General features: G+C 34.3%; 19 protein-coding genes. 16 read left to right on the forward strand and 3 right to left on the reverse strand.

Annotation, left to right across the window (positions count from 1 at the left end; genetic code table 11):
- Positions 1–175 precede the first annotated feature (175 nt).
- The 16 genes from ACJJV4_RS17615 to ACJJV4_RS17690 all read left to right on the forward strand — a co-directional run bounded on the left by ACJJV4_RS17615 (position 176) and on the right by ACJJV4_RS17690 (position 20,332).
- Positions 176–2,647 (forward strand): leucine-rich repeat domain-containing protein, encoded by a 2,472-nt coding sequence (locus ACJJV4_RS17615; protein ID WP_405296710.1) that lies wholly within the window; start codon positions 176–178, stop codon positions 2,645–2,647.
- Positions 2,648–3,143: 496 nt separating this feature from the next.
- The gene (locus ACJJV4_RS17620; RefSeq protein WP_405296711.1) at positions 3,144–4,736 is read left to right on the forward strand and encodes a sialate O-acetylesterase; all 1,593 of its coding nucleotides are present in this window, start codon (positions 3,144–3,146) and stop codon (positions 4,734–4,736) included.
- Between the two features lie 84 nt (positions 4,737–4,820).
- Entirely contained in the window at positions 4,821–6,455 is a 1,635-nt protein-coding gene (locus tag ACJJV4_RS17625) for a GH39 family glycosyl hydrolase (RefSeq protein ID WP_405296712.1), read from the forward strand.
- A 6-nt stretch (positions 6,456–6,461) separates the two neighbouring features.
- Entirely contained in the window at positions 6,462–7,214 is a 753-nt protein-coding gene (locus tag ACJJV4_RS17630) for a DUF6250 domain-containing protein (RefSeq protein ID WP_405296713.1), read from the forward strand.
- 14 nt (positions 7,215–7,228) lie between these two features.
- Positions 7,229–9,646 carry a glycoside hydrolase family 3 N-terminal domain-containing protein gene (locus ACJJV4_RS17635; protein WP_405296714.1) on the forward strand — a complete coding sequence of 806 codons (2,418 nt, stop codon included), beginning with the start codon at positions 7,229–7,231 and terminating at the stop codon, positions 9,644–9,646.
- A 226-nt stretch (positions 9,647–9,872) separates the two neighbouring features.
- Complete coding sequence (locus tag ACJJV4_RS17640) at positions 9,873–11,534, forward strand: UxaA family hydrolase (RefSeq protein ID WP_405296715.1); 1,662 nt, start codon at positions 9,873–9,875, stop codon at positions 11,532–11,534.
- A 31-nt stretch (positions 11,535–11,565) separates the two neighbouring features.
- The gene (locus ACJJV4_RS17645) at positions 11,566–12,348 is read left to right on the forward strand and encodes an SDR family NAD(P)-dependent oxidoreductase (protein WP_405296716.1); all 783 of its coding nucleotides are present in this window, start codon (positions 11,566–11,568) and stop codon (positions 12,346–12,348) included.
- A 36-nt stretch (positions 12,349–12,384) separates the two neighbouring features.
- A complete protein-coding gene (locus ACJJV4_RS17650) occupies positions 12,385–13,242 on the forward strand; it encodes a fumarylacetoacetate hydrolase family protein (protein WP_405296717.1) in 858 nt (285 codons plus the stop codon).
- Entirely contained in the window at positions 13,242–14,066 is an 825-nt protein-coding gene (locus tag ACJJV4_RS17655) for an amidohydrolase family protein (protein WP_405296718.1), read from the forward strand. The genes ACJJV4_RS17650 and ACJJV4_RS17655 overlap by 1 nt, the downstream gene beginning before the upstream one ends.
- 34 nt (positions 14,067–14,100) lie before the next feature.
- Complete coding sequence (locus ACJJV4_RS17660; RefSeq protein WP_042502995.1) at positions 14,101–14,880, forward strand: SDR family oxidoreductase; 780 nt, start codon at positions 14,101–14,103, stop codon at positions 14,878–14,880.
- 49 nt (positions 14,881–14,929) lie between these two features.
- Positions 14,930–16,270 (forward strand): L-fucose:H+ symporter permease, encoded by a 1,341-nt coding sequence (gene fucP / locus ACJJV4_RS17665; protein WP_405296719.1) that lies wholly within the window; start codon positions 14,930–14,932, stop codon positions 16,268–16,270.
- A 21-nt stretch (positions 16,271–16,291) separates the two neighbouring features.
- On the forward strand, positions 16,292–16,621 hold the full coding sequence (locus ACJJV4_RS17670; protein WP_405296720.1) for an L-rhamnose mutarotase: 330 nt from the start codon (positions 16,292–16,294) through the stop codon (positions 16,619–16,621).
- A 294-nt stretch (positions 16,622–16,915) separates the two neighbouring features.
- Entirely contained in the window at positions 16,916–18,106 is a 1,191-nt protein-coding gene (locus ACJJV4_RS17675; RefSeq protein ID WP_405296721.1) for an NAD(P)/FAD-dependent oxidoreductase, read from the forward strand.
- Between the two features lie 77 nt (positions 18,107–18,183).
- Positions 18,184–18,855, forward strand: a complete 672-nt coding sequence (locus tag ACJJV4_RS17680) for a hypothetical protein (protein WP_405296722.1) — start codon at positions 18,184–18,186, stop codon at positions 18,853–18,855.
- A gap of 74 nt (positions 18,856–18,929) precedes the next feature.
- Positions 18,930–19,379 carry a hypothetical protein gene (locus ACJJV4_RS17685; RefSeq protein WP_405296723.1) on the forward strand — a complete coding sequence of 150 codons (450 nt, stop codon included), beginning with the start codon at positions 18,930–18,932 and terminating at the stop codon, positions 19,377–19,379.
- Positions 19,380–19,510: 131 nt separating this feature from the next.
- Positions 19,511–20,332 (forward strand): sulfurtransferase, encoded by an 822-nt coding sequence (locus tag ACJJV4_RS17690; protein ID WP_405296724.1) that lies wholly within the window; start codon positions 19,511–19,513, stop codon positions 20,330–20,332.
- A gap of 27 nt (positions 20,333–20,359) precedes the next feature.
- Here the strand turns inward: ACJJV4_RS17690 and ACJJV4_RS17695 are convergent, their stop codons facing one another.
- The 3 genes from ACJJV4_RS17695 to ACJJV4_RS17705 all read right to left on the reverse strand — a co-directional run bounded on the left by ACJJV4_RS17695 (position 20,360) and on the right by ACJJV4_RS17705 (position 23,828).
- Positions 20,360–20,971, reverse strand: coding sequence for a trimeric intracellular cation channel family protein (locus tag ACJJV4_RS17695; RefSeq protein WP_405296725.1), 612 nt, complete (start codon positions 20,969–20,971; stop codon positions 20,360–20,362).
- 185 nt (positions 20,972–21,156) lie between these two features.
- Positions 21,157–22,773 carry a glycoside hydrolase family 30 protein gene (locus tag ACJJV4_RS17700; RefSeq protein ID WP_405296726.1) on the reverse strand — a complete coding sequence of 539 codons (1,617 nt, stop codon included), beginning with the start codon at positions 22,771–22,773 and terminating at the stop codon, positions 21,157–21,159.
- A gap of 308 nt (positions 22,774–23,081) precedes the next feature.
- A complete protein-coding gene (locus tag ACJJV4_RS17705; protein WP_405296727.1) occupies positions 23,082–23,828 on the reverse strand; it encodes an RDD family protein in 747 nt (248 codons plus the stop codon).
- Positions 23,829–23,850: the final 22 nt, after the last annotated feature.

Genomic DNA, 23,850 nt, shown 5'->3' on the forward strand with positions numbered 1-23,850 from the left:
GAGAAGTTCTATCAAATTTATTTGGTAGAACTTTTTTATTTAGAATTTTATCTGATTAACCAAGATTACAAACCTTTAATAGGTAATGATTTAAAGTGATGAAGTTATAATTTATACAAAAAATGAGTGGTTAATAGTAATATTACTGTTAACTAAATAACCATAAACTAAACATATGAAAACAAAATTACAATTATTTAAAATGAATAAAACATTACTCCTTTTTTCATTATCACTCTTAACTACTTTTGGAGTAATAGGTCAAACCAATATCACTAGTGTTGTCGAATTAGCTGCTGCGGCTGGCAATTCAAACCAAAATATAGTTATGGAACCTGGTGTTTATCAAATGGAAGATTATTTAACTCCGGAGATTATTAGCAATACGATTCCTGATGCTAACAATAGACACGCTATGCTTGAATTTAGCGGAAGTAATAACAACTTCGATTTAACAGGTGTTACTATTGAAATAAACTCAGAACTTTTAAATGATTATGGTACGCGTATTATCGAGTTATATGTTACAGGGAATTTTGTCAACATTAAAGGCTTAACATTAACCGATATTGGGAATTCTGCACCTTCGAGTCCTGGAATGCAATCTGTTACTATTGCAGGAGAAAATAACACAATGGAAGATGTAACGCTAAACATAAACGGTTCTTACCCTTATGGTTATGGAGATCTTTTAGGGAAAGGAGACGGTAACCTAGTTACATTACGTAAACATAGTGGTTTACTGGTCGAAGGATTAAATATAACTATTAAAGGTTGCTCTATTTATTCGCAGGCATTTGGGCATTTATTCTTTATACAAGGCGGAAGAAATGTGGTTTTTGAAGATTGCCATGCGGAATCAGCAACAAGAACAACTGATGATATGCTAGCTGAGACATCAGGGCCTGCTTTCGATAGAGATTTTGCAGCAGTTTATACTAATTATGAAGGAAATAAAGTCATCACCCCAGGTTATACTAAGTCGTTAAGTGAAGTTGGTTATCGCTCATACGGTGCAGGTGGAGTTGATGGCCATACTACAGGCGCTATTACACTTATTAATTGCGTTGCAAAAAACACACGTTCAGGTTTTGCTTTTACGCGTTATGGTGGCGATGTATTAATGCAAAACTGTGAAGCTACAGGTTGCGAAGCAGGTTATCAAGTTGAAGAAGTAACTATTGAAAACAGTAGAGGAGATGCTGTTAATGGACCATTACTATATCTTAACGGAGGCGCTTCAACCGTAGAACTTTCGTTAATGGAAAATATTGCAACAACTACGTTACATGCTATTGCAACTATTGGTGGAAATAGTCATAACGTAACATTAAAAAAATGGAACGATGTAACTCGGCCACAAGTACATCCTATTTTATTAGGAGCTACTAGACCATCGGGAGCTAATCCGTTTTCACCATTAGGAAGTACATCAACTTCTGGAACCATTTTAAATACTTGTACAGATATGCCTGTTGAAATTTTATCTACAGTGAGCTCTTGCATTATTAATACCACCGGAACAGTTACGGATAATGGAACAGGAAATATTATTAATACGGTATCCGATTGTGATAATATTGTTGTTGTAGAACCAGAGCAAAATAGTATTGGTGATACATTTACAGTTGAAGATATAGAATATAAAGTAACAAATTTAGATCCTTACGAGGCAGAAGTTATATCTAGCTCATTAGTTAATGTGGTTGTGCCAAGTACAGCAACAAGCCCAGAAACAGATACGCCTTTTACGGTTACCAGAATAGGAGATAATGCCTTCAACGGTGGTAGTACAGAAACTATTGAATTACCAACTACAGTAACATCAATAGGCTATCAAGCGTTTAGAGGAGGAAGTTTAAAAGCGGTAACATTTACCACAACAAACGGTATCACGGTAATTGATGGTAGAGGCTTTTTTGTTGCTACTGCACTTCTCGAGATAACCGATATTATAAGTAAAACAGAATCTTTAGGTAGCGGAGCGTTTAATGGTAATTCAAGTGTAACATCTCTAACAACACCCAATACATTATCAACTATGGGTACAAGTGTTTTTAGAGGGATGACAAATTTAAAAATAGTAGATTTATCGGCTTCAATTTTGTTAACCGAAATTCCATCGCAAACTTTTAGAGATGCCACAGGTATAACATCTATAATTCTTCCAGAAAATGTAACTTCTATTGGTGCTAGTGCATTTTTAAATCTTAATAATTTAAGCACAGTGAAAGTTTTAAACCCAGTTCCAGCTGCAATAACAGCTTCTGAATTTTCAGGTGTCAATCTTGCTAATGCGACATTATTTGTGCCTAATGAAGAAGCTAAAACGGCTTATGAAGCGGCTGATGTTTGGAAGGAATTTGGAAATATCATGGTCTCCATAACATTAAGTACAAGTAATTTTGATCGAGAGTTAGATTTAAACATTTTTCCTAACCCAACAAGTGGGGTGGTGTCAATAAAAAGCAAACAACTTAACGATGCAAGCGTTAGTATTTATGACTTAAATGGAAGAATTCTATCAACGAATAGTATTAATGGAACATCATCAGAAATTGATATTTCAGAACTTTCCTGTGGAATTTATTTACTTAAATTTAAAGTAGCAAACAACGAGTTTATTAAGCGTATTGTAAAACAATAACAACGTTTATAGCGAAGTTTTGTCTTGTTATATTTATTAAAAAAAAACAGCATTAAGATAACTCTTAATGTTGTTTTTATGCTTTAATGGCAAATGAACTAGAATTTACATCGAACAAAGGTGCTTTTTATGAAATAAAAAGCCATATAAATAATTTAGCTAAATATAGATCTAGTAATTATTAATGTCGGTTTGTTAAGTGTGCAATAGAAGAATTTAAAGAGCACTTTAATTCTAGATAGGCTATTTTATTAGTCTATTTTTAGTTTGATAAAGATGCTTTTTAGAGATGTTAGTTTAGAAATAGCGCTAGTAGTTATGTTAGAAATTCAATAATATATTTTGGTGAATTACAATTAAAATATTGGCTTTTAAGGTGTAAATATGCAATATGAATCATTGTTTATAGTGTAAGAGTATCTAGTTATACTCTAATAACGTTTTTTTAACCAAATTGCAGTATGCTTTATATTGTTTAAATTAAATAAAACCACAAATGAAATTCAGTATTAAAATATTAGTATTCTTAATTGTTTGGTTACCAAAAAATAGTTTTGCTGATGTAAAACTAAATGCTTTATTTTCTGATCACATGGTAATACAAAGAGATGCTAATGTACCTATATGGGGCTGGGCAGATCCAAGTGAAAAAATAGAAATTTCTACAAGTTGGGGAGAAAGTGTATTGGTATTTACAAGCTTAGATGGAACGTGGCGCGCAGATATAAAAACACCTCAAGCAGGTGGGCCTCATAAAATTACCGTTTCCGGAAAAAACACAATCGAAATTACAGATGTTTTATCTGGCGATGTTTGGATTTGCACAGGACAGAGTAATATGGATTTTTCTATGTCTAAATTTGTTAGAGACTCCAGAGACCCAAAACATCAACCTTTAGTAGAATATATTAGAAATGAAGTTGCAACGGCTAACGATGATTGGATTCGACATATTGAAGTACCTCAAGCCACATCTTTATTCGAAAAGAAATTAAACTTTGAAGATCATTGGCGAAGTGCAAACCCAGAACAAATTGGCGAAATTTCGGCAACCGGCTACTTTTTTGCAAAAGAAGTACGTAACCATGTAAAAGTACCTATCGGGTTATTAGAATGCTCTTGGGGTGGAACAAAAATTCAACCATGGATTTCAGAAGAAACTTATATGTCCGATCCGAATATGAAAGCTTATTTTGAAGCTAGCCGAAAAGAATCTAAAGAAACCATAAATATTATGGATGCCGAAGACTATGTCGATACGGTTTATAACGAGCAATTAGCTAAATGGAATGCAAAAGGTAGAAAAGGTAAAAAGCCAAAACCAACGATAGACCCAAGAGAAGATAGACAGTTGCCAGCATCGGATTACAATGCGATGCTTTCAGCCATAATTCCATACGCTATAAAAGGAGGTATTTGGTATCAAGGAGAAAGTAATGCGGTATTTATGCCTAACGAATATGAAACTTATTTTACTGCCATGATAAACAGCTGGAGAGCAGAATGGGGGCGAGGCAATTTTCCGTTTTATTGGGTACAATTAGCTGCTTGTAATCGAGGTGATGATGAAGCTGATAAGGGGTGGGCAACTGTAAACGATGAATTACGTCGCACTTTAAAACTACCAAATACAGGTATGGCTGTTTTGTATGACATTGGAGAACCTAAAGATATTCATCCACACAATAAAATGGATGCTGGAAAACGCTTGGCTTTATGGGCTTTAAAGAATGATTATAATATAGAAATTCCAGCGGTAAGTGGTCCTTTGTATAAATCTATGAAAGTGAAGTCTAATAAAATTGAAATTGAATTTGAAGAAACAGGTTCCGGTTTAATGGTGGGTAAAAAAACACTTTTAGAAGATGCAGTTTCGGTGAACAGACCTTTAAAATGGTTTGAAATTAAAGGAGCAAATGGTATTTGGAAAAAAGCCCGTGCAAAAATTTTATCTAATAACACTGTTGAGGTTTGGAATAAACGTATAGCGCATCCAACCCAAGTGCGTTACGCTTGGTCTGGCAATCCAGAAGGGGCTAATTTATATAATAAAGAAGGGCTTCCGGCTGCTGTGTTTTTAACGGAATAATCCTGAAGATAATAGTACAAATAAAAAAAAAGTATAAGCTCGTACTGCTGCTTTTGTAATTGAAAAAAAGATAATTTATATAAAATGAAAAAATTAAAACAAGCCATACTCGCACTTATTTTAGGAGGTGTTTTAACACTTAATGCACAGCAAAATATTTCGGTGAATGTAACTGATACTGGCGAACAATTCGATCATTATTGGAGTAAAATGGTAGGCGCTGGTCGTGCTAACGAAGGTTTAAGAGCCGGATGGTTAGAGCAGTTAGGGCAAGTTCAAGAAAATTGCGGATTTGAATATGTGCGTTTTCACGGATTGTTTCATGATGATATGTTTCCTGTGATTATTGAAAAAGGTAAAACGGTTTATAACTGGCAATATATCGACGATTTATTCGATCGTATGTTAGATTTAAACGTAAAGCCATTTGTAGAATTAGCTTTTTTGCCAACAAGTATGGCAGCCGAAAACTCCAAAACCGTATTTTGGTGGAAAGCTAATATTACACCGGCCGAAGATTCTTTCGAGAAATGGCACGATCTAATAAAAGCCTTTACTCAGCATTGTGTAGATCGTTATGGAACCGAAGAGGTGCTTACTTGGTATTTTGAAGTATGGAATGAGCCAAACTTATATCCATTATTTTGGGATGGTACTAAATCGCAGTATTTTGAATTGTATAAGCAATCTGCTTTAGCGGTAAAATCTGTAGACCAACGTTTAAAAGTAGGCGGACCATCCACAAGTAATTTTGTTCCAGACACCCGTTTTGATGGAGAAACTACTGACGATGAAGCTTCAGAAGCAGTTTTTAATACCAAAGATATTAATGGTTTGCAATGGCATGGCGTATGGATTGAAGATTTTTTAACCTATTGCCATAAAGAGAAATTGCCTGTAGATTTTGTAACCACACATCCTTACCCAACCGATTATGCTTTTAATCCAGAAACAGGTAAGGGTAAAGGTTTAACGCGTTTTACTAAGTCGCTTAAATTAGATTTGGAATGGTTGAATAGAACTATTAAAAAAAGTCATTATCCAGATGTTGAAATTCATTTAACAGAATGGAATACTAGCCCGAGTAGTCGCGATGAAATGCACGATCGTTTGCCAGCGGCTGCTTATATTGTTAAATCTAATTTAGATTGTATTGGTCTAACAAACTCCTTAGCCTTTTGGACATTTACGGATATTTTTGAGGAAAAAGGAGGCGCATCTAGTATCTTCCATGGAGGTTTTGGAATGATCAATTTTCAAGGACTTGTAAAACCATCATATCATGCCTACAGAATGTTACATGAATTAGGAGATAAAAAACTATATAAAGATGATTATCTCTTTGTTAGTAAAGAAACTTCAACAGGAAACGTAGTTGCTTTGGCATATAATTATCCACTAGAATATGAAAATGCAGTGCCGTTTGGTGCAGATAAAAGAGAGTCAGGAACCTCTAAAAAATTAGATTTTACTCTAACAGGTTTAAAGGCCAATACCTTGTTTGAAATTGAAATTTTAGATAGAGATCATGGCAATATTCATAACTTTTGGGAATCTATGGGTAAACCAGAACCTCCAACACGCGAAGAAATTAAAGTGATGAAAGCTTATGCAAATACTATGAAAACAGAATCTGTAAAAGCTGATAAAAATGGGGTTTTAATTATTAATCACGTGATTACACCTTGGAGCTTAGTCTTAATCAAACAGGTTAATTAAAAAAATATGAAGAACTCTAAATATAGCAAAAGTATCCTTTCTGTTGGATTAGTAATATTTTTATTATTAGTGTTGGTGTCATGTTTCAATATTAATAAAAGTATTGAGATTAAAGGAGAAACGTTTAAAAAGAAATTAATCTTTAAGGAAAATTTTGATAAAGGTTTGGAAAACTGGCAAGTAGAGCAAATGCCAGAAGGTATTGTTAAGGTTGATAATAGTAAACTAGAAATTAACGATGTTTCAGGTTGCACTGTTTGGTTAAAGCAAAAGTTTGAAGGTCCAATAGTTATAGAATATGATGTTTTTGTAATTCAAGATGGTGGAGCAAACGATCGCGTTTCAGATCTTAATTGTTTTTGGATGGCAAACGATCCTGAAAACCCAGCAGATTTATTTGCAAACTCAGATAAGCGTGGTGGAAAATTTTCGAATTACGATAGTTTAAAATTATACTATATGGGGCTAGGTGGCAATCATAATAAAACCACAAGATTTAGACGTTATTTGGGAAATGGAGAGCGACCTTTATTACCAGAACATGACTTAAGCGATTCTAAATTTATGCTTGAACCTAACAAAACGTATCACATAAAAATAATTTCGAACAGCGGTGTTGTTCAATATTATAGAGATAATCAATTGGTATCTGATTTTGTAGATGCTAATCCATATACTTCGGGATATTTCGGCTTTAGAACGGTAAAAAACCATATGACTGCAGATAATTTTAGAGTATATCAATTAATATTAGAATAAGTGATTATTTAAGAATGAAGTACTCCAAAATAGCGCTAGTATTTGCTTTGTCATTTCTTTTTATAGGAATGAAAACAGAGAATAAAAATATTTATCATAAAGATTGGATTGATTTTAATAAAAATGGCACCAAGGATATTTTTGAGGACTCCAAAGCCCCATTAGAAGCTCGTGTTAATAACTTAATTTCATTGATGAATGTTAATGAGAAAACCTGTCAATTAGTTACATTATATGGTTATTCTCGTGTTTTGGAGGACGAAATGCCAAATGCAAAATGGAAACAGAGAGTCTGGAAAGATGGAATTGCGAATATCGATGAACATTTAAATACCATTTGGAATCAAGAAAAAACACATACCAAATATGCATTTCCATACAGCACGCATGCAGAAGCCATAAATACCGTTCAAAAGTGGTTTATTGAAGAAACCAGAATGGGAATTCCTGTAGATTTCACAAATGAAGGTGTACATGGTTTATGTCACGAAAAAGCAACGCCACTGCCAGCACCTATTGGTATTGGTAGTACATGGAATAAAGATTTGGTTTACAAAGCCGGAACTATTGTGGGCCGTGAGGCAAAAGCTTTGGGCTATACCAATGTTTACGCACCTATTTTAGATGTAGCTCGCGATCAGCGTTGGGGACGCGTTTTGGAATGTTACGGTGAAGAACCGTTTCATATTTCAGAAATGGGAAAACAAATGGTTTTAGGTATTCAATCGGAAGGTGTAGCATCAACTTTAAAACATTTTGCTGTTTACAGTGTACCAAAAGGCGCCAGAGATGGAGATGCGAGAACGGATCCGCATGTGGCGCCTCGCGAAATGTTTCAACTGCATTTATACCCTTTCAAAAAAGTTATAAAAGAAGCAGCGCCTATGGGAATTATGAGTAGTTATAATGATTACGATGGTGTTCCAGTTACGGCTAGTCCTTATTTTTTAACCGAATTACTTCGTGAGCAATTTGGTTTTAACGGTTATGTGGTTTCAGATAGTGAAGCGGTAGAATATGTTTCGGAAAAGCATCATGTTGCAGTAGATTATAAAGAAGCAGTACGCCAAGTTATAGAAGCTGGTTTAAATGTTAGAACCACGTTTAGAACTCCAGAATCTTTTGTAGAACCTTTAAGAGAATTAATTGCAGAAGGAAAAATTTCAATGCAAACTATTGATTCTAGAGTTGCTGATGTTTTAAGAGTGAAATTTAGATTAGGCCTTTTTGATAGTCCTTATGTTGAAAATCCTGAAGAGGCTGATAAAACAGTACATACAGCTGCAGACGAGGCGTTTTCAAAACAAATAAATAGAGAGTCTTTAGTGCTTTTGAAGAATGAAAATAACCTATTGCCTTTAGATGTCGATAAAATCGATAATATTTTAGTGACAGGTCCATTAGCCGATGAGTTTAGTTTTACTTTTAGTAGATATGGTCCGGCTTTTAATCCGTCTACGTCGGTGTTTAAAGGAGTGAAAGATTATGCAGGAAATAAGGCTAATGTTAGTTTTGTAAAAGGTTGCGATATTGTAGATCCCGATTGGCCAGGAAGTGAAATTATTCCAACGCCATTATCTGCAAAAGAACAAGCAGATATTGATGCTGCTGTAGAACAAGCTAAAAAATCTGATATTATTATTGCCGTAGTTGGCGAAGATGAAAAACGTGTTGGCGAAACCAAATCGAGAACAAGTTTAGGACTTCCTGGGCGTCAGTTTCAACTTGTACAAGCGCTTTATGCAACAGGTAAACCCGTGGTTTTAGTTTTAATTAACGGACAACCACTAACTATTAATTGGGAAAATAAATTTTTACCAGCCATTTTAGAAGCATGGTTCCCGAGTACAGCAGCCGGCGAAGTTATTGCCGAAACCTTGTTTGGCGATTATAATCCGGGAGGGAAACTATCGGTAACTTTCCCAAAATCGGTAGGGCAAATTCCTTTAAACTTTCCTTACAAACCAGGTTCTCAAGCAGGGCAACCGGGAGCAGGACCAAATGGTTACGGAAATACGCGTGTTTTAGGGCCTTTATATCCGTTTGGTTACGGTTTAAGTTATACTTCTTTTGAATATAGCGATTTGGTTATTTCTAGAACATCTTTAAAAGCTCAGGCGAATATTGAGGTGTCTTTTAAAATAGAAAATACAGGAAAACGCGAAGGTGATGAGGTGGTGCAAATGTATTTGAAAGACAAGGTGAGCAGTGTAACGACTTACGAGTCTATGTTACGTGGTTTTGATCGAGTGCATTTAAAACCAAATGAAACTAAAACCATTCATTTTACTTTAACACCAAGTGATTTGGAACTGCTTGATATAGACCTGAATTGGACGGTAGAACCAGGAGATTTTGAGGTTTTAATTGGAGCTTCTTCAGTAGATATTAAATTGAAAGAAACTTTTAAAGTAGAACCTGTAAATGATTAACATTATTTTTAAAATAGAGATGTTGTAAGTTTTAAACATATTCTGAATCAGTAAAAAAGAGTTAATTAGGTTTTAAAATTGCATTTTGAAACTTTATTCTGTTTCAAATGCAATAATAGTATTAGTGTTGGTCAAATTTTTGGAAGATTTCATAGGTTACTTATAGTACTATTGTATGCACAATTTTTTACCACAGTAAAACCTGAAATTTATTTTACCAGTATTTATGGAAACAAAACAAAATGTACTTAAAATACACGAGAAAGACAATGTAATTGTCGCGCTAACGGATTTAAAAAAGGGAGATAAAATTACCTTTGAGAATAACGTGTATCAACTTCAAAACGATATTTCTGCGAAGCACAAATTTGTTACTGAAACTTTAGCAGAAGGCGATCCTGTTTATATGTATGGTGTTTTAGTGGGAAAGGCTAAAAAGGAGATTATAAAAGGAGATATTATTAGTACTACTAACCTTATTCATGATACTGAAAAGTACGGCGTTAACTCTTCCGAAGATAAAGAAGTTTGGCAAGCTCCAGATGTATCAAAATTTGTAAATAAAACATTTAATGGTTATCACAGAGCCGATGGTAAAGTGGGGACTGAGAATAATTGGTTAATTATTCCTTTGGTATTTTGCCAAAACAGAAATGTAGAAGTTTTAAAACAAGCTCTAGTTGAAAAATTAGGATATGGTAAAAAGCAACATTTAGGATTAGATGTAGATGCCTTAATTAATGATTATAAATCTGGGGTTTCCGCGGAAGCGATGCTAGAGAAAAATATATTGACAGACGGTGAAGACACAAGCAAAAACTTGTTATTCCCGAATGTAGATGGTGTTAAGTTTTTAACTCACGATGGTGGGTGTGGCGGTGCAACATCCGATGCGATAACCCTTTGTAATCTTTTAGCAGGTTATATTAATAACCCGAATGTTGCAGGAGCAACGGTTTTGAGTTTAGGTTGCCAACATGCACAAGCAAGTATATTACAAGATGCTTTAGGTAAAATGGCCGATGCTAATAACAAGCCTGTTTATATTTTAGAGCAACAACAAAGTGTATCTGAAAAAGAATTATTGGCAGAAGCTGTTAAGAAAACTTTTGTTGGTTTAATGGAAGCTAATAAAATAGAACGTAAACCAGCAAATCTATCTAAATTAGTAATTGGTTTAGAATGTGGTGGATCAGATGGGTTTTCAGGAATCTCTGCAAACCCAACTTTAGGTTATGTTTCCGATTTAATTGTAGGATTAGGCGGAGCAACGGTTTTATCTGAATTTCCAGAACTTAATGGCGTAGAGCAGGAGTTAATTAACCGTTGTACAAGTACAGAAAAGGCTAAAAAATTCTCGCATATTATGTCTACTTACAACTCAAAAGCAGAAGCTCTAGGAGCGGCATTTTCAATGAATCCTTCGCCCGGAAATATAAAAGATGGTTTAATTACCGATGCTATAAAATCTGCGGGAGCTGCTAAAAAAGGCGGTTCATCGCCAGTACGAGATGTTTTAGATTACACGGAGCAGGTTGTAACTTCTGGTTTAAATTTATTATGTACACCAGGGAACGATGTAGAGTCTACAACGGGTTTGGCTGGGTCTGGCTGTAACGTTATTCTGTTTACTACAGGTTTAGGTACGCCAACAGGAAACCCAATAACACCGGTTGTAAAAGTATCAACCAATTCATCTCTTTTTAATAAAATGGGAGATATTATCGATTTCAATACGGGATCAATAATCGAAGGTTCTAAAACCATAGAACAAGCTGGCGAAGAACTTTTAGACTTTGTTATCGAGGTGGCTAGTGGTAAACAAACAAAAGCAAGACAATTAAGACAAGACGATTTTATTCCGTGGAAACGTGGTATGTCTCTCTAATAATTATAAAACATAAATTAAGCATATAGAAATGACAAAATTCAGTTTAAAAAATAAAGTAGCTCTTGTAACAGGAGGAGGTAGCGGAATTGGTAAAGCCATATCTTTAACGTTTGCTGAGCAAGGTGCAGAAGTACATATTCTAGATTTTAATCTTGAAGCTGCAGAACAAACAGTGAAAGAAATTGAAGCTTTAGGTGAAAAAGCAGCAGCTCATAAATGTGATGTTGCAAACCAAGCTAATGTTGAAAGTATTGTACAAACGATTTCGGAAAGCGGAACGATTGATATTTTAATTAACAATGCAGGTATTGCTCATATTGGTAATATTGAAGGATGTGAAGAAGCTGATTTAGATCGCCTTTACAACGTAAATATTAAAGGAGTTTACAACTGTATTAGGGCATGTTTACCGGCTTTAAAGAAAACTGGAAACGGTGTAATTTTAAATCTAGCATCTATTGCATCTACAGTTGGTATTAACGATCGCTTTGCATATTCTATGACAAAAGGAGCCGTATTAACCATGACGTATTCTATAGCGAAAGATTTTATAAAAGATGGAATTCGTTGTAATTGTATTGCACCAGGACGTGTACATACACCTTTTGTAGATGGGTTTATTAAAAACAACTACCCAGGCAAAGAAGATGAGATGTTCGAAAAATTATCGGCAACTCAACCTATCGGGCGAATGGGTAAACCTCAGGAAATGGCAGATTTAGTACTGTTTTTATGCTCAGATGAAGCTGGCTTTATCACGGGGTCTAACTATGCTATCGATGGTGGTTTTGTAACATTAAACGGTAATTAAAATATATATTTACAAACATAAAAATAACTTATACAGATGAAATTAATAAGATTTGGAGCAGTAGGAAGCGAACAACCAGGTGTTCAATTAGAAGATGGAACTATAATCGATGTATCGGCATTTGGAACAGATTATAATGAAGAATTTTTTGGAAACGATGGTATTGGAAAACTAAAAGCATGGTTAAAAGATAACCAAGATAGTTGCCCAACCGTGGCAGACGATGTGCGCTTAGGAGTGCCATTAACAAGACCATCAAAAATTGTTTGTGTGGGCTTAAACTATGCACAACACGCGGCAGAAGCTGGTATGGATATCCCAAAAGAACCAGTGTTATTTTTTAAATCGACTACTGCTTTAGTAGGCCCAAATGATGATGTTATTATTCCTAAGAACAGTGAAAAATCTGATTGGGAAGTAGAATTAGCTATCGTTATTGGGAAAAAAGCATCTTATGTAGAAGAGGCAGATGCTATTGATCATATTGCAGGTTATGTATTGCATAACGATGTAAGTGAGCGTGCTTTTCAAATAGAAAAATCTGGACAATGGTGTAAAGGTAAAGGTTGTGATACATTCGCGCCAGTAGGACCTTTTATTGCTACAACAGACGAAATTAAAGATCCGAATAATTTAAACCTTTGGTTGAAAATTAACGGAGAAATGATGCAAAATAGCTCAACATCCGATTTTATTTTTAACGTACAACACGTGGTAAGTCATATTAGTCAATTCATGACCTTACTTCCTGGAGATATTATTTCTACAGGTACGCCATTTGGTGTTGGTTTAGGTTTAACACCTCCAACATACTTAAAACCTGGCGATGTTATGGAATTAGGTATTGAAGGTTTAGGGGTTTCTAAGCAATCGGTAAAAGCATACAAAAAATAATGAAAATAGATGCGCATCAGCATTTTTGGAGTTACAATCCAGTTAGAGATAGCTGGATTGATGCTTCTATGGAAGTGATAAGAAAAGATTTTCTTCCGAAGGATTTAAAACCTATTTTAGATGCCAATGCTATTGATGGGTGCATTGTGGTAGAAGCCAATCCGTCGGAAGCTGAAACCCAATTTTTATTAGATTTAGCCGATAAAAATCCTTTTATAAAAGGTGTTGTTGGTTGGGTCGATTTATGTGCAGATAATGTGGAAGCGCGCTTAAAGCATTTTTCTGAAAATAAGATGTTTAAAGGCGTTCGCTATTTATTACAAGTAGAAAACGAAGACTTTGTTTTACGCGAAGATTTTCAGGAAGGTATTAGTAAACTAAGTCAATTCAACTTAGCTTACGATGTTTTAATTTTTCCAAAACATTTGGCAAATGTGGTCAAGTTGGTCGAAAAATTTCCGAAACAGCAATTTGTGATCGACCATATCGCAAAACCACAAATTTCAAAAGGATTAGATTCCGATTGGGTAAAGCATATCAAGAAATTAGGCACATTCAAAAATGTAGCTTGCAAAATTTCGGGTATGGTTACCGAAACGGAAGATTTTAATTTTCAATCAGAAGATTTTACACCATTTTTAGATACAATGATTGATGCTTTTGGAACCGATAGATTACTATTTGGATCTGATTGGCCTGTATGTCTTTTAGCTGCGGAATATAAAAGTGTTTTACACATTATTGAAAAATATTTTATCGATTTCTCGGAAGAAGAACAACGCCAAATTATGGGCGAAAATGCCATAAAGATTTACAATTTATAAACGTAGAACTACAACTAAAACTAAAATTCAAATTATGGATTTAAATTTAAAAGATAAAGTTATTATAGTTACCGGAGGCTCCAAAGGTATCGGCTTAGGGATTGTAGAATCCTTAATTCGTGAAGGTGCTAAACCTGTAATTATAACTAGAAATAAAGCCAGTGTAGACGAGGTTATCGACGTATTTTCTAAACAAGGTATCGATATATTTTATGCACTAGCAGAACTTACTGATCCTGTACAATGCGAAAAAGCAGTGGCAGCTGTAGTAGAAAAATATGGCCAAATTGATGGCTTAGTAAATAACGCAGGCGTTAACGATGGTGTTGGCTTAGAAAGCGGTAATTACGAAGGTTTCATGGAGTCTTTAAAACGTAATGTTGTACATTATTACTTAATGGCACATTATGCATTACCAGAGCTTAAAAAGAGTAAAGGCGCTATTGTAAATATTGGTTCTAAAACAGCCGATACAGGCCAAGGTGGTACTTCGGGATATGCCGCATCAAACGGTGGGCGAAATGCTTTAACCAGAGAATGGGCCGTAGAGTTATTGCCATATAGCATTCGTGTAAACGCATTAATTGTTGCCGAATGTTACACACCGTTATACGAAAAATGGATTAGCACATTCCCAGATAAAGAAGAAAAGCTAGAAGCCATTACAAAAAATATTCCTTTTGAAAATCGTATGACAACGGCTGAAGAAATTGGCGATACAGTCGCTTTTTTATTATCTAGTAAATCTAGCCATACCACGGGGCAATTACTTTATGTAGACGGCGGTTACACACACCTCGATCGTTCTATATAATTCGTCATTTTTTCAATTAAAAATTAATAAGCTATCCTAACTAATTTATATGAATACCACACCAAAAATACCTGTAGTATCAAAAAAAGTACTTATTCCATTTATACTTGTAACGTCATTATTTGCCCTTTGGGGATTTGCAAATGCCGTTACCGATCCTATGGTAAATGCCTTTAAAAAAGTATTAGAATTAACCAATACACAAGCCTCTTGGGTACAAATGGCATTTTACGGGGGGTACTTTTGTATGGCCTTACCGGCAGCTATGTTTATGCGTAAATACTCGTATAAAGTTGGGGTTTTAATAGGTTTAGGTTTATATGCTGGTGGTGCCTTATTGTTTTATCCAGCTGCTATTACAGAGCAATTTTGGTTTTTCTGCTTAGGTTTATATGTGTTAACTTTTGGTTTAGCTTTTTTAGAAACAGCTGCTAATCCATACATTTTAGCAATGGGAGCTAGAGAAACTGCAACCCAACGTTTAAATTTAGCACAATCGGTAAACCCGGTAGGATTAATAGCAGGTTTATTAGTAGCAAAGTATTTTGTTTACGATAAACTTCAATCTGATGATATTGCTGATTTTAGCGCATTAGACGATGCTAAAAGAGCCATGATAAAAGTAGCCGATTTAGCAGTTATTCGCGATCCTTATGTAGTTTTAGGTTTAGTGATTTCGGCTGTATTTGTGTTGTTTTTAGTGAGCAAAATGCCACAGTCTAAAGAAGAAGGTGTTATGCCAAGTTTAGGACATACCTTTAAAAAATTAGGGTCTAACAGTAAATATGTTTTAGGCGTTATAGCACAAATATTATATGTTGGTGCACAAATTATGACCTGGACGTACATTTACCAATATGCAGAAGCTATCGATTTATCGAATGCCGATGTTCCTGGTTTCGAGAAAATAGATGTATTTGCTTATCAGTTTATAGCCTTTGTGTTGTTTACAGTTGGTAGAATTGTGGGGACCGCCATGTTACGGGTTATGAGTCCGGGTAAATTATTAATGACATTTGCACTCTTAGCCATGACATGTGTTGCAGGCGGCATGTTTGTAGAAGGCATTTTTGGTTTGTATTGTGTAGTAGGTATTTCATTTTGTATGTCTTTAATGTTCCCGACTATTTATGGTATTGCATTAAACGATTTAACCGAAGAGCAATCTAAAGTAGGTTCTGCAGGATTAGTAATGGCCATTGTTGGTGGTGCTTTATTACCAATGTTACAAGGTATGATTATCGATGCTGGCGGAAGCGGTGTTGCCGATACTAAAATTATGGGTGTTGCCGAGGTTAATTTCTCATTTGTACTGCCTCTTTTATGCTTTGTTTACATTGCTTGGTATGGTATGCATGTTTTTAAGAACCACGAGGGAACTGTTGCTTAAATTGAGTTGAAAAGTTATATTATGGAAAAACATTGTTTTGCTTTAGATTTAGTGGATGATGCTAAATTAATAGAAGATTATAAAGTGGCCCATCAAAAGGTATGGCCAGAAATTATAGAGAGTATTAAAGATTCTGGTATAGAAGATTTAGAGATTTATTTAGTAGGAAATCGTTTATTCATGATTATGGTGGTAAACGATAGTTTTTCATTCGAACAGAAGAACGCTATGGATGCTAATAATCCTAAAGTTCAAGAATGGGAAACATTGATGTGGAACTACCAACAAGCACTACCAATGGCCAAAGAAGGCGAGAAGTGGATGCTTATGGAAAAAATATTTCAGTTGTAGAGAATATAGTAGATTTGTTTGTTTACGTTTACACGTAAGTATAAAAATAATATTGTAAAAGCTCAAAAGCGGCATTGTTTTTGAGCTTTGCTTTTTTTATGAATTTGAAGAGAACTAGAGATGAGTAATTATCGCTAAATCTGAAATTAATACATGATTCGACTATCTAAATTTTTAAGAGTCAATTTATATGCTTAAGTTTCGGCTTTCAGCTTGAGATTTTCGAAATATGACACAGCATAACACCATATTCCCAAACGGGGCATTTCATTTAAAACCTTTTACTTTTTTTAGATGAAACAGGTATCCATTATTGGCGGAGGTCCAGCAGCACTTATGTTTGCGGCACAAATAGATACAGCAAAATATGGCGTAACTATTTACGAAAAGAAAAAAACTGCCGGACGTAAGTTTCTTGTAGCCGGAGAAGGCGGCTTAAACCTCACGTTTAGTACTTCGGCAGACGCGTTAATACAGCAATATCACCCTAGTGCATTTATGGCGCCCATTATTAGTGAATTTAATAATCACGATTTTATAAATTGGCTCAGTCAACTCGGTATTTCAACCTTTGTAGGCTCTAGTAATCGAGTGTTTCCAAAGCAAGGCGTAAAACCCATAGAAGTGCTTAAAACCATTGTAGATTATGTTGTAGCACGAGGTGTTCAATTTAAATTTAATACAAAATGGACGGGCTGGAATACACAAGGCGATTTAACTTTTGAAAATGAAGATGCACTAACTTCAGATGTTGTAGTTTTTGCATTAGGAGGCGCAAGTTGGAAAGTAACAGGTTCCACAGGTTCATGGAAATCTAAATTTGAAAAACGCCATATAAATGTTCTACCTTTTAGAGCTGCAAATTGTGCTTTTGGTGTTAATTGGCAAACCGATTTTATAAGCATTCATGCAGGGAAACCTTTAAAAAATATAGCACTTACTTTTAATAATGTATTAGCAAAAGGTGAGTTGGTAATTTCTAAATTCGGGTTGGAAGGCAACGCTATTTATGCGCTTAGTCAAAAAATACAAGATCGATTACTTACAGAAAAAGAAGTGATTATCTACTTAGATTTAAAACCTAAAATGACGGTTAATCAAATACGTAGTAAGTATAAAAATGCTCGACGTTCTAAAGTTACCGATATTCTTAAAAACGATTTAAATCTCGATAGAACCGCTATAGGTTTATTAAAACAATTTACAGATAAACACACTTTTTCGAATCCCGATGTGTTGGTGCAAACTATTAAAGCGGTTCCGGTGGTTATTACCTCGGCAGGTCCTTTAGATGAAGCTATTTCGTCTTTAGGCGGTATAGCTTTAGATGAAGTTGATGCCAATTTTCAATGTAAAAAAATACAAAACACCTATGCTATTGGCGAAATGCTAGATTGGTATGCGCCCACTGGTGGATATTTATTACAGGGGTGTTTTAGTATGGGTGTCGCTTTGGCTAATCATTTAAATAGTTTGGAAGGGTAGAGTTGGGGTTTAAATACTTGTTCTAAAATATTTAACGCAACCATTTGGTTAATTGCTCATCTTGAAATAAAGTAATTATGAAAAACATTTTAGCGTTTTTAAGTTTTTTATTTATCCTAAACTTAGGGTTTAGTCAAAATTCAGATTTTAAAAAGAATGAAATATCTGTTGGACTAATCAACTTAGCGGAATCTCCTAAAAATCAAGATATCTTATTTGAAAATTCATATTACTTCGTTCCTTTTAGTCATTTAACGTTCAAAAGGTTTTTAAATAAACAAAGTGCTATTAGATTTACTTACTACAGACCCGTTAATAAATCTAACGAAAAGTCTTTTGATAATTGGAATGATAATAGCGATTATAAAGAACAGGTTTTTAAATTGGGCTATGAATATGTTTTTAAACAAAAAGCGATAACACCTTATTTGGCATTAGATATTAGCTATTTAAAATCGACATCTTCTCGATTTTCTGGAGGCGGAATTACAGCACTTTATAACGAAATAGAAAGCAAAACTAGCGGTATAGGATTATCTCCAACAGTTGGAATACAGTATAAAATTCATAAAAATGTTTTTATTGGCTTAGAAAGTAATTTTACTATTTTTAATTTAAAAGAAGAAAAAACATCATCTCAGTGGTCTGAAGTTCTTCCAGAATTAAATGAGCCTGAAACAACAGAAACGGACCATGCTATTGATTATATTTTTAATCCGGTTGTGTTTTTAGTAAAAGTTAAATTTTAGATTGAATAACTTGTTTAAATTTTAGTGTTTAATGCAACCTTATAAAGGTGATTTGATCCAAGTAAAAAAAACAAATGAAAAAAATCGGCTTACTATTAGTTTTATTTACACTACTTTTTCAAAATTGTAACCACGATGATTGTGGAGCATGTTTTACGCCTGCTCAAAGTTTTAGTTTTGAAATTCTAGATAAATTAAGTGGAGAAAATTTATTCACAAATGGCACATATGATGCTGTGAATATTAAAATAACAGATAATTTAAATAATAATGAACCCATTGGGTTTAAATTCATTGCAGAAAATAATATTAACCTCATTGATATTAGTTCCATTGGTTGGAAAACAGAAATTGTAGATTTAAATATTAGTGTTTCTAATACGAGCATTTTTGATTTTTATGTTGATGCTCAAAGAAAAACTGGTGATTGTTGTAGTTATACTGAATACAACGCAATTACCGTATCTAATTCTGAATTTGAGCTAGATACCACTACAGGAATCTACAAAATTCTAGTAGAATAAAAATTAACTAATTGTATTTGGTTATTGTTTTAGTTTGGGCTCAGTATAAGTTTATGTGTTTAAGCTCCTGTAAATCTTAGCTCCAAAAACTGAGTAATTTTTTTTATATTTGATTAAACCACAAAAGTAACATGAGCACTTCTATTAGTTTACCTACTCCAATTGTTTCAGTAAAATGGCTTCAAGAGCATTTAAATACTGAAAATGTCATTGTTCTAGATGGCACCATAAACAAGGTTTTTAATGCGTCTCAAAAACAAATACCCGGTACGCGACTTTTCGATATTAAAAAGAAATTTAGCGATGTATCGAATCCGTTTCCTAGTGCTTTTCCATCTAAAGAACAGTTCCAAAGAGAAGCTCGACTTTTAGGTGTAAATAACAATAGTGCCATTGTAGTTTATGATGATAAAGGGATTTATTCTAGCGCTCGCGTTTGGTGGATGTTTAAGGCGTTTGGCTATAATAACGTCTCTGTTTTAAATGGTGGATTTCCCGAGTGGCTAAAGTCTAGTAACGAAACAGAAGCTATGACGAATTACGAAGGCGATAAAGGCAATTTTTCAGCTAAGCTTCAACCTCAATTCATGCAGTTTTTTGATGATGTAAAAACAGCTTCAGCAAATAAAACACATACTATTATAGATGCACGTTCCGCTGGACGATTTAACTGCGAAATACCGGAACCTCGAGAAGGTTTACGAATGGGAACTATCCCAAACTCTGTGAATTTGCCTTTTACGGATTTGTTAGACCATGGTGTTTTAAAACCTAAAGTTGATTTAGAAAAAGCATTTTACATGCTAGCTGATAAAAACGACGATATTATCTTTTCATGCGGATCAGGTTTAACAGCTTGTGTTTTAGCTTTGGCTGCCGATATTTCTGGTTATAAAAATTTATCGGTTTATGATGGCTCATGGACCGAGTGGGGTGAGTTAGTACCAAACTAATTAACTCTCATTCTCGATGCTATAGAATTAATTCTCAAATTCTTCTTTGTAAAGGCGTGGTAACGATATTTTGAATTTTACGGCAAGTAAGCGTATTAAAATAACAACTACTGCGGAAATTATAAAAATCCAATTTTCTTGGATAGGGAATTCTCGTAATACAAAATAAGTGATTCCGCCCAAAATACAGGCTGTAGCATAAATCTCTTTTCGAAAAATAACAGGAATTTCATTACATAAAATATCACGGATTACACCACCAAAACTTGCCGTTATTGTGCCTAAGGCAATACAAATTAATGGGTGTAAACCAGCTTCAATGCCAAGCTCAATACCAGCCATAGTGTAAATACTTATACCAATGGTGTCAAATAAAAATAGAGAGGTGCGCAGGTAATTAATTTTACTTCTAAAAAGTATAGCTATAATGGTCGATCCTAAAATAATATAAGAAATCGTGATGTTTTTCATCCAACTTACGGGTGTGTGGCCAATAAGTAAATCGCGTAATGTACCACCGCCAACAGCGGTTACAAAGGCAATGATTAAAATACCGAAAATATCCATTTTTTTTTCTAGTGCAATTAAAACACCCGAAATGGAGAAAGCAACAATACCTAAAATATCGATGTAAAACATATTAATTTAATTTTTAGTTTTTTAAAATTTTAAGGGATAAGCTAGGTCTTAACCTAATTTATTAGATAAATTGATGCTGAGCATTTTTTTGAGAATATACATTAGGTTGCGTTATTTGTAATGCATAATCTTCATTAAAAAGCAATTAACTTAAACGTTTATTCTAGGTTTAGATGATCCAAATCTTATTTATCTTGTAAAATGATAGTTTCAATTGCTTTGGCCGCAATTTCGGAGGTATAGGTTTTAGTTTCTAGTTTTATGGATACTTCATAACCTTCTTCATTATTGTTGTAAACAACAATAGCAATTGAGCCATCGGGGTTTTTTGCCGCAGTGTAAATAAGTCCTTTTAATTCTTCACCTTTCAAAGTAATTCTATAAGCTCCAGGCCGAATGAACTTACTAAAGTGACTTAATAAATAATAGAGTGGCGTATAAATTACTTCATCAGTAACAGGATTAATAAGTATGGGAGCACTATTAAAATTATCATAAGGGTTCGGTTGGCCTTTATCGCTTAGAATGCTACACCACTCAACGTATCCTTGAGTTCCGTGATTTAAATCTGTAATAATATCGTAAGCATAGGTTTCAAAAGGTATAAAAGTACCCGCATAATCGGTGCTTTCTCTCCAATATTGGGCAATAGGCGCACTGGCATCAAGATCAATACTAGATTCTGAATGAATAATACCTTTGTTTGGCCAGTTTTTTTGCAATTTACTTAGCTCTTCTGCATACCAGTTGTTTTCTTTTAGTTCAGAATTTGCATACCAATGGAAAGCGGTTCCCCAAACATATTTTGCTGCTTCAGGATCTTGGTAAGTTGGTGCTACGTAGTCGTTCATGGTTGACTTATTGTGATCATAAATTAATACATGTAGGCCAGAATCTAAATCATTAAGATCTAGATGACCATCTTTAACAAGTTGTGGTCCAAGATAATCTCTTAAAAAATCACGGCCTTGTTCTGGCGTAAACCCGTTGCTATCCCAACGTGCATCATGATAATGAAGAGGTTCGTTTTGAGGTGTAATTCCCCAAAGTTTAATTCCTTTTTCCGCGTAAGCGCTTACGTATTTTGATAAATATTTTGCCCAAAGTCCATAATATTTAGGTTGTAAGGTTCCGTTAGTCATTTCCAAAGTTTCTCCTGTTTTCATCCACGATGGAGGACTCCAGGGCGAAGCTATGATTTTAATGTCTGCACCAGGAATGCTAGAAGCCTCTAAAATCATGGGGATTAGGTCGTAACTAGGTTCTATAAGCTCAACTCCTTGTACTTGTTCGTTTTCTTCACCAGTAAACCCTTTTAAATCTTCGTTTATACTGAAGGTTGAAAGGTCTTCATCGCCATCTTCAATGTATGTGTAATGGGTGTTAGAATAATCGCTGCTATTAATATGAGTTCGCGTAAGTGTAAATCCAGCACCTTCTGTTGGGCTGAAAAGTTTTGTTAATACGTTTTTGCGTAAGTCAACAGGAATTGTGGCTAGGTTCCATGCCGAAGATTCTGTGAAAGAAGCTCCAAAACCATAGTATTTCTGAAATTCTTCGTTAGGAAGAAGTTGTAAAGCTACTTTTTTTATCTCTGTCGAAGTTGGTTTAGCGTCATTACTGGTTATTAATTTAAGGTTGTCTCCAGCCTGTGATGTTTGATAAACAACAGATTCGTAATTTTGATAGGCGCTTTTAGATGAACAGCTAACAAACATAAAAACCAAAATTAATAATGGTAAGGATGAAGTGTTTAAAATATTGTATGTCTTTAAGCTATGTTGACTATTACTTTTTTTCATTGTGTTTTTTATCATGTAGCAAAGCTGCTACTGTCTAACATTGCGGTTGTAAAACGGGTTTTTTTTATCTGATATTTTTAACTCGAGATTCTCTTAAAGCTTCTAATAACTTATATATGGAAAATCTTTTTTTTAATAAGTTGAGCATAGCGATATGGGTTAATTTACCCTTGTAATTAATGTTTTAAACAACACCTCTCATTAGTTGCAAAAATAAAGCTTTTTTGGATGGTTTTTAAGTTTCATGAGCTCGATTTTATGTTGTAATAACACTGTAAAATATCACTACAAAATTAAAACCAAAACGCTTACATATTTTGGGTATAATAGTTGTAATCTTTCATAATAACGTCAATAAATTCCATATCCGTTTTTTGTTTTACTTCTTTGATGTCAACAACTTGTATAAGCTTTTCACGCAGTTTTATTAAGGTAGGATAATCTCGTGATGCTTTTGCGGTGGTAAATGTTTCTTTTATAATTCTGGCATCATTATCCGATAATTTTATCACATTCGGATAGGTAGGTTTATAATTTTCTCGTAAATTTTCTAATATGGTATGACTAATATTTACATTATTTTTTAATGTAATTACCGATGTTCCCGCAGTAATATCGCCCAATCTTTGGTTTTTACTACTTGTAATAATGGCGATTAAGGCAACTACACCGCTTAGCATATTTAAATCTACAATACGGAAAAGCCAGCGTATTAAAAAATCGGCTAGTGTGGCTTGGTAACCATCTATTTTTACCACTTTTATTTTTAAAATGCGTTTACCTAAGGTTTGTCCGTCCATAAGGGTTTCCAAAATTAGGGTGTAAAAAATAACAGGAAAATAACAGGTGACGTATATGGCGCCTTTGGACCAATTGTCCATGTCTGCAATTAAGGCAGGGATATTAAAAAGGTTAAAAAGCAGTTGGTATACAACAATAATGTAGGCTATTTTTATAATCCAATCTATACCATATGCTAAAATGCGCTCCCCAACACTTGCTGCTGTAAAATTTATATTAACATTTTGTGTAGTATTTATTTGTAACTCTACCATGAATTGTTTTAATTTGGTTACA

The organism is Algibacter sp. Ld11 (assembly GCF_045066735.1).
GTDB lineage: Bacteria > Bacteroidota > Bacteroidia > Flavobacteriales > Flavobacteriaceae > Algibacter.